Annotated in this window: 6 protein-coding genes; 3 read left to right on the forward strand and 3 right to left on the reverse strand. The window is 68.0% G+C overall.

Annotated elements, in window-relative coordinates:
* Nucleotides 1-26 precede the first annotated feature (26 nt).
* Both ACERNI_RS15200 and ACERNI_RS15205 read left to right on the forward strand, forming a co-directional pair.
* Nucleotides 27-653: an HAD-IA family hydrolase gene (locus ACERNI_RS15200; protein WP_448834103.1), complete on the forward strand. Its 627-nt coding sequence runs from the start codon at nucleotides 27-29 to the stop codon at nucleotides 651-653.
* A gap of 38 nt (nucleotides 654-691) precedes the next feature.
* On the forward strand, nucleotides 692-1,465 hold the full coding sequence (locus ACERNI_RS15205; RefSeq protein WP_448834104.1) for an HpcH/HpaI aldolase family protein: 774 nt from the start codon (nucleotides 692-694) through the stop codon (nucleotides 1,463-1,465).
* A gap of 165 nt (nucleotides 1,466-1,630) precedes the next feature.
* Here the strand turns inward: ACERNI_RS15205 and ACERNI_RS15210 are convergent, their stop codons facing one another.
* Both ACERNI_RS15210 and ACERNI_RS15215 read right to left on the reverse strand, forming a co-directional pair.
* The gene (locus ACERNI_RS15210) at nucleotides 1,631-2,347 is read right to left on the reverse strand and encodes an alpha/beta hydrolase (RefSeq protein WP_448834105.1); all 717 of its coding nucleotides are present in this window, start codon (nucleotides 2,345-2,347) and stop codon (nucleotides 1,631-1,633) included.
* Nucleotides 2,348-2,775: 428 nt separating this feature from the next.
* Nucleotides 2,776-3,930: a DNA-3-methyladenine glycosylase family protein gene (locus tag ACERNI_RS15215; protein ID WP_448834106.1), complete on the reverse strand. Its 1,155-nt coding sequence runs from the start codon at nucleotides 3,928-3,930 to the stop codon at nucleotides 2,776-2,778.
* Between the two features lie 305 nt (nucleotides 3,931-4,235).
* Here ACERNI_RS15215 and gluQRS point away from each other — a divergent pair, with 305 nt between their 5' ends.
* Nucleotides 4,236-5,132, forward strand: coding sequence for a tRNA glutamyl-Q(34) synthetase GluQRS (gluQRS, locus tag ACERNI_RS15220; RefSeq protein WP_448834107.1), 897 nt, complete (start codon nucleotides 4,236-4,238; stop codon nucleotides 5,130-5,132).
* A 22-nt stretch (nucleotides 5,133-5,154) separates the two neighbouring features.
* Here the strand turns inward: gluQRS and ACERNI_RS15225 are convergent, their stop codons facing one another.
* Nucleotides 5,155-7,233, reverse strand: a complete 2,079-nt coding sequence (locus ACERNI_RS15225) for a M23 family metallopeptidase (protein ID WP_448834108.1) — start codon at nucleotides 7,231-7,233, stop codon at nucleotides 5,155-5,157.
* Between the last annotated feature and the right edge of the window lie 495 nt (nucleotides 7,234-7,728).

Here is a 7,728-nt window from a genome sequence, read left to right on the forward strand (position 1 = left end):
CTGGACCGTTCAAGGAGGAAACAGGCGTGATCGAAGCAGTTATCTGGGATTTTGGCGGCGTTATCTCTTCCAGCCCGTTCGAGGCGTTCAACCGTTACGAGGCGGAGCGGGGCCTGCCGAAGGACTTCCTGCGCGGCGTCAACGCGGCCAACCATCTCGACAACGCCTGGGCCAAGGTCGAGCGCAACGAAATCGACAATGACACCTTCGATCGTCTGTTCGCCGAGGAGAGCAGGGCGCTTGGCCATGAAGTGCCTGGCCGCGACATGTTCGAGCTGCTTGGCGGCGACATCCGGCCGGAAATGGTCGAGGCGCTGCGCCGCATTTCGGCGCGCATGAAGACCGGCTGCATCACCAACAATCTGGTGGTCAGCGCCACCGACAATCCCAAGTCCGTCTACAAGGCCGACGTCATGGCGCTGTTCCATGAGGTCATCGAGAGCGCCAAACTCGGCATGCGCAAGCCCGACCCGCGCATCTACACCATGATGACCGACCGGCTTGACGTCGATCCGGCCCGCTGCGTCTATCTCGACGACCTCGGCGTCAATCTGAAGCCGGCTCGTGAACTCGGCATGACCACCATCAAGGTGATCGATCCGGCGGTGGCGCTGGCTGAACTGGAGCGCGCCGTCGGTTTCCCGCTGGGCTGACCAGCGGCCATCGTCAACAAGGCGGAGCGGAGCGCGGCATGTCGGTTTACCAGGCTTTCATCGACGGTTTGCGCGGCGGCGGTCCGCTGTTTTCCGCATGGATCGGCATGGGCGAGCCGCAAATCGCCACGACCCTTGCCCGCTCCGGTTTTGACGCCGTAACCTTCGACATGCAGCACGGCGCCATTGATTTTGCCGCCGTGACGCGGGCCGCGCCGCTGGTTTTGGCCGCCGGCAAGCCTGCCGTGGCGCGCATTCCGGTTGGTGAATTCGCCACGGCGTCGCGGCTGCTCGACGCCGGCCTGTCCGCCATCATCGCGCCGATGATCAACAGCGCCGCCGACGCGCGGGCGCTGGCGTCGTTCTGCAAGTTTCCGCCGGTTGGCGGGCGCAGCTGGGGCCCGGGCGAATCACGGTTCTTCAGTGGCCTCGACAATGCCGGCTACCTCGCCCGCGCCAACAGCCTGCTGCCGGCCTTCGCCATGGTGGAGACGCGCGAGGCGCTGGCGGCGCTCGACGACATCCTGGCGGTGGACGGCGTCGACGGCGTGTTCGTCGGGCCGGCGGACCTGTCGATTGCCCTCTCTGGCGGCGCGTTGATGGATCCGCAGTCGGCCGAGGTTGAGCAGGCGCTGGCCCATGTGGTCGCCCGGTGCCGGGCGGCGGGCAAGACGCCGTGTGTTTATGCGGTGACGCCGGAGCGGGCCCGCGCCCTGGCGCAGGCTGGTTTCGCGTTCATCGCTGTTTCCGGCGACGGGGCGCTGCTGCGCGCCGCCGCCGACAGCGCCGTGAAAACGGCGCGCGGGCTGTAGCCAGCCGGACCTTGCAACCCGCGCGGCGTTTGCGCGCGCACTCCGCCAGCGGCTCTTGTCCAGCCTGCCAACGTCTCTGATCCCGCCCGCCGGCGGCTTCTCGCCTTGCCCGCCGGCGGTTCAATCCTGCCTGCCGGCGACTTTTATCCTGCCTGCCGGCGGCCTTTATCCTGCCTGCCGGCGGCCTGGGGGACGCTCCGGCAAGCCGAAAGCCCGGGCCAGAAAGCGGCCGGCGGAAATGACGCCGCGTGCGCCTGGCGCATGACCGACGCCTTTCAGCACCTGGCGCTGATGCGGCACGCCGGCGGCCGTCAGCACCCGGGCTGTCAGTTCCAGCGCCTCGGGCGGGATCACCTTGTCGTCGGCCCCGTGCACCAGCAACACCGGCGGGCGGCTGGCGATGTCGCCCGGCAATCGCCGGGCCTCCGGCTGGTCGGCGTCCACGAGAATGCCGGAAAAGCTGACGATGGCGGCGATGGGGCGGGAGCGGCGCAGTCCGACAGCGAGCGCCATCAGCGCTCCCTGGCTGAAGCCGACCAGGGCGATGTCGGCGTCGCGCAACTGGTGGCGATCCCGCTCCTGGTCCAGCCAGGCGTCCAGCGCCGGCGCGGCGGCGGCGACGCCCGCCCGCCGCACGGCGGGCTCGAATGATGGCAGGGGAAACCACTGCCGCGAGCCATCAGCGTCCGGGCAGGGCTGCGGACCATTGGGGGCGACAAAAGCGGTGTCCGGCAGCAGGCGCCGCCAGTCCTGCGCCAGGCGGAACAGCTGGCTGGCGTCGGAGGCAACGCCATGGAGCAGAACCACCAGCCGGCGCACCGGATTGCCCTCGGGCATCAGGCGGGGGCAGTTCGCCGAAACGTCATCAAACCGCAGAGCCATGAAGCATCTCCCCTGGCGTTACCGGAGCGCCGGTCTGGCGCCCAGCAGGTTAAGCCCGATTCACAAGGCAAAAATGGCGCCGCGCCACGGCGCGCCCATGACGAGGCCCATGATGACGGGCATGACGCCACGACCGCTGCATCCCGGCAAACCCGGGCGCCGAACAGGCTTCACGCGTCTTCGCAACCTGAAGCGGCGACAGAAAGGGCCGCCGGGTAGCCGGCCGTCAGAGGGCGCAGACGGGCGGCAGGCAGCGGGGCGCGGCAAGATGCAGCAGGTGGCGGACGTGGGGCTGCCGGCCTCGATGACGCCGGTTTTGCCCGCAGGGACAGGCGCCACCCGGTGATGGCGCCTTGCTGGCGGCGGATGCCCCAGCTGCTTCGTGATCTTTTTTGCCGAGCTTTTGCCAGTCTCTTCCCGACCAGGGGTCAGCGCCGCCTTGCCAGAAATTGCTGCAGCCGGCTGGATCCGCCGGCATCAAGGCTGGCAAGCAGGCGCCGCCAGCGCGGCCCCAGTTCCGGGCGCCGCTGCGCCAGGGTTTCAAGAGCGCCGAGCGCCGCCAGCCGGTCCGGAAGCTGATCGCCGTTCTGGCCTGTGGCGATGCGCGCCAGCGGCCCGAACAGCCGGCTGGCGCTGGCCGTATCGCCGGACAGTCGCGCCGCCGTCCGCATCAACGCCCGGCGGAGCGCCGGCTCGGGCTCGACGGCAATCCGCCCGGCCAGCGCGCCGGCATGGTTGCTGTCGAAGGCGCCGTTGAGAGCGCCGCTGAGCCCCGCTGCGCCGGCGCGCCGTACTTCCGGATCGGTAGCGTGCAGGGCTTCGAGAATATCCGCCCACGCCGCCTGGCCTGGCATCGCGCCGCCGTCCGCCGGCAGCGCCGCGCGGCGTTGGGGCCGCCAGGCCCGGTGCGGCCGGGCGCGAGCTGAGCCAGGCGCCCCGGCAGGCGCGCTGATGACGCCCTCGCGTCCGCGGGTAACGGCGTAGAACGCCCACAACATCAAGGCCGCCACGCCGCGATACGGGCTCCAGCGCCGGGCCAGCGCCGCCATCAACGCTTCGTCCGGTCGGGCATCCAGGTGCAGGGCGAGGCGGGCTGCTTCCTGCAGAGCCAGATCGCCAGCGGGAAACACATCCGGATGGCCGAGACAAAACAGCAGGTAGATGTCGGCGGTCCACGGACCAATGCCCTTGACGTCGACCAGCGCGGCGTGCGCCGCCTCGCCGCTCATGCCTGCGAGCGCGTCGAAGTCCAGCCGGCCGTCGGCGGCGGCTTCGGCGGCCGAAATCGCCGCCCTGATCTTGGGTTGCGACAGCCCGGCGGCGACCAGTGTTTCTGGCGGCGTCGCCAGCAGATGTCCCGGCGTGAACGGCGCAATGGCGGCCTGCAGCCGGGCGTTGATGGCCGCGGCGCTGGCCACGGATAATTGTTGCGCCATGATGATGGCGATGAGGCCGCTGAAACCGCCTTCGCGTTTGCGCAACGGCGGAACGACGCCGGCCGCGTGCATGTCAGCCATCACCGGATCCAGCGACAGCAGGCCCAGCAGATTGGCCTGAAGGGTGGCCTCGGAATCGATCAGCATGCGCCGTTCCTGGATGTTGCGGCCCGGATTTCGGGGGGCATCAGGCTGGACCATCGCCAGGGCGTTTTCAAGCGAGGGGGCCGCGTTGCGGCGATCCAGGAAAATCCGGCGCGCGGGTGAAGAGCTGTTATGGCCAGGGGCCTGTTGTCAGGCGTTGTTCCGGGCCGGGGCGAGGCGGCGCCGGTTGGCGTTTTCGCGGCGCTCTCCTACATCTGCCTTGCGTCGGCCGGCCGGAATGATTTGCCGGAATGCCCTGCCTTCGCGAGCTGACATCAAACGGGGACCGATCGGGGATGGAAAACCGCGTGACAGGGGATTGCGACGCGCCGCGGAAGACGGCGCCCTCCCGCCCGGCGCTGCGTTTCGCGCCCAGCCCCAACGGCTTCCTGCATGTGGGGCACGCCTATTCGGTTCTGCTCAACGAGCGGCTGGCCCGCCAGCTGGGCGGCGCGCTGTTGTTGCGCATCGAGGATATTGACGTCGCGCGTTGCAGGCCGGAGTTCAACGCCGCCATGCTGGAGGATCTGGACTGGCTTGGCGTGCGTTTCGACGGCGCCCCCCTGCGCCAGAGCGATCGCTTCGGCGTCTATGGCGAATACATCGGGCGGCTGACCGACGCCGGCCTGACCTACCGCTGCTTCTGCTCACGATCGGACATCGCCGCCGCGGCAAGGCTCAGGGGGGAGGCGGGGCGCGATCCCGATGGCGCGCTGCTGTACCCGGGAACCTGCCGTTGCCGGGCGGATGCGCCAGACAGCGCCGGGCGCCCGTTCGCCCTGCGGCTCGACATGGCCGGGGCCCTGCGGCGGGCCATGGCGCTCACCGGCGGCGCGCAACTGGCCATGCGGGCGCTGGGCGCCGGGCTTCATGCGCAAATGATTGCCGTCGATCCGCTGGCCTGGGGAGACGTTATCGTCGCCCGCAAGGAAACGCCGACCAGCTATCATGTCTCGGTCACGGTGGATGACGCCTTGCAAGGCGTCACCCATGTGGTGCGCGGTCGCGATCTGGAGGCGGCGACAGCGATCCACCGGGTGCTGCAAACCCTGTGGGGGTTTCCGGCGCCTGCCTATCTGCACCACGATCTCATCCGCGATGCGACCGGGGAGAAGCTGGCCAAGAGCCTGGGCTCGAAACCCCTGCGGCAATTGCGGGCGGAAGGCGTGACGCCGCTGGAACTGCGCGCTTCGCTCGGTTTCTGAAACTGCCCGGCGGGCCGCCGCCTCAGGGTTGCTGGGTTTGAGAGGCTGGCGTGGCGGTAGCGACGCGCGGTCCGTCGGCCTTTTCCATCAACTCGTCGGTTTGCTGGCGCCGCCGCCGGAACTCAACCAGGGCCACGCCGTCAAGCTCGCCGCCGCGCGGCACCTTGATGCGCATCGGATTGACGAAGCGGCCGTTGATCAGCACCTCGTAGTGCAGGTGCGGGCCAGTCGACAGGCCGGAGCTGCCCAGATAGCCGATGACCTGGCCCTGGCGCACCCGCACCCCGGGCTTGATGCCCTTGGCGAAGGCCGACTGGTGCGAATAGGTCGTTACATAACCGTTGGTGTGCTGGATCTCCGTGTGGCGGCCATAGCCGGAGTGCCAGCCGGCCTGGGCGACCAGGCCGTCGCCCGCCGCCAGGATGGGCGTGCCCACCTTGTTGGCCCAGTCAACGCCGGTGTGCATCTTCGAGTAACCGAGGATCGGGTGGTGCCGCATGCCGAAGCCAGAGCGCAGGATGCCTTCCGAAATCGGCTTGCGCAGCAGGAACTTCTTCAGGGACTTGCCATCGCGATCAAAGTACTCGACCGCGCCGTCCGGGCCCTGGTAGCGATAGACGCTGCGGGTTTCGCCATTGACCGTCAGCGAGGCAAACAGCATCTCCGGCGAACCGCCTTCTTCATCCTCGGCGAAAAATACCTCAAGCCGGTCTCCGGCCGAGATATGCCGCTCCAGATCGAAGTCGTAAGCGAAAATCCGGATCAGGTCGGCGACCATTTCGCGTGTCAGACCATTCTTCAGGCCGGTTTCGTAAAGGCTGGCGTAGAGGCGTGGCGCGCCGCTGTCGCTGTTGTCGTCATCATCCTCGGACTGGGGGGCGCGCGCGTTTTGCGCGGTCTCGTTCTCGGGCTCAATGGCGACGAAGGCGCCCCGGTCGTCGAGGGCGGCGATCGCCTCGACCTTGTTGGCGCCAATCACCATGACCCGGACGATCTGGCGCCGGGTTGAGGTTTGGCCAGCCGCGGCTGGGGCCGGCGCCACCAGAATCCGCAGGCGGTTGCCTTCGCCAATCGCGCCAATGCGCATCTTCGCGGCGATGGCCCGCAGGATGCTGCGTATCTGTTCGTCGTCCGCGCCCCTGGCCCGCAAGGCCGTTTCCAGCGTCTCGTCCTTCTTCAGGGTCACCAGCTCTTCGTCAGAAGCCTGGGCGGCGTCCAGCGTCGCCTTGGGCAGCACCGTCAGGTTTTCGGGAATGACGTGCACTTCAATGCGGGAGAAGGGCGCGTCCGAAGCCTGGCCAAAGGCTCCGCCTTCAGCGCCGGCCTCGCCGCCGCTGTCGAACTGGCGCAGACTGCGCGACAGCAGCAACTGGGGCGGCAATGGCAGGCTGGGGGCGTTCACAGCGGGTTGCTTCGCCGCCATCGTGCGCAGCTGCCGGATCTGGGCAGCCGCCTCTGATTCGGAAAGCTCTGATGATGCAAAGGTTTCCGTGCCTGTCAGGCTGGTTTTGACAAGGGAAACCTCTGCGTCAGCGACGTCTGGCTCCGGCTGTGCCTCACGCTCTGGCTCGGCGCTGTTGTCGGTGAACATCTGCAGCGGATTGAACTGCGGAATATCGGTTGCGTACTGGCCCGTCGACATGGCCAGCGGACTGGCGACGCGAACGAAGTTGCGCACCTTGATGACTTCCATGGCGCCCACGCGCAGGGTCATCGGCGATTTGAAGTTCTGCCGGGCGCCGGGGGTGATTTCGAAGCGCACGAGGCGGTCGGCGCGCCGGGTGGACACGACCGGAGCCTCGCCCGGAGTCGCGCTGGCGCGATAGCTGGCGTTGACCATTTCTGGCGTGCGCAGCACGGAGGCGTCGCTCTCCAGCGAGACATAAATGGCCGAGCCGATGAGGGCGACGCCGCTGACGCCGGTCAGAACCGCGCCCGAAAACCAGCGCGGGCTGACGGCGCGCCGGTCAACGCGTGGCGCGGAAATGCCGCCGGGATTGAGCGGCGGTTCATTGCCTATGTCGGGCGCCATGTGCAGGCGCTCCGCCAGCCGGCGCTGCGGCGCGTCCATTACTGCGTTATCGGGCTTGTCGCGCACCATGCCTGTGTCAGTCTGCCCCTGCCGCGGATCCTGGCGCCGCTCTCCAGGATGAAGACCTGGAGCGCCCGGAAACCGATTGAATACGAAACCGATCGAATACCCTGTGGCCCCGCCGTCGCGAGACCCGAGAGATCCGAGAGGCCCGCCAGCCCCGTCAGGTCCGGCGAGCGCGACAATCTCTGCATATAGCCTGCTCTAGATAGCCTGAGGGGAGGGCGCGCGCCACCTCCACAGCCCGGGCTGTGACCTCTGGCAGCAAGTCGTGACGCCAGGAGCAACTGGCGCCAAGAGCAGGATGAACATGGCTGATCCTGGGCGAGGGCAAGCGGAATGGTGCGCTGGATCGCAGCGTCCGACGCTCCCGGCGCGGCGCTACATAGAGGGCGACATGTGGAAAGACTGCCGAAAAATGTTGGTAATCAATGGGATGTCATCGATCGAAAGCAAGGCGGAATGCATCGTGAGCAGGCGAGCTGCATCGAATTTGAACTTTTT

It is taken from the genome of Camelimonas sp. ID_303_24, from assembly GCF_053543495.1.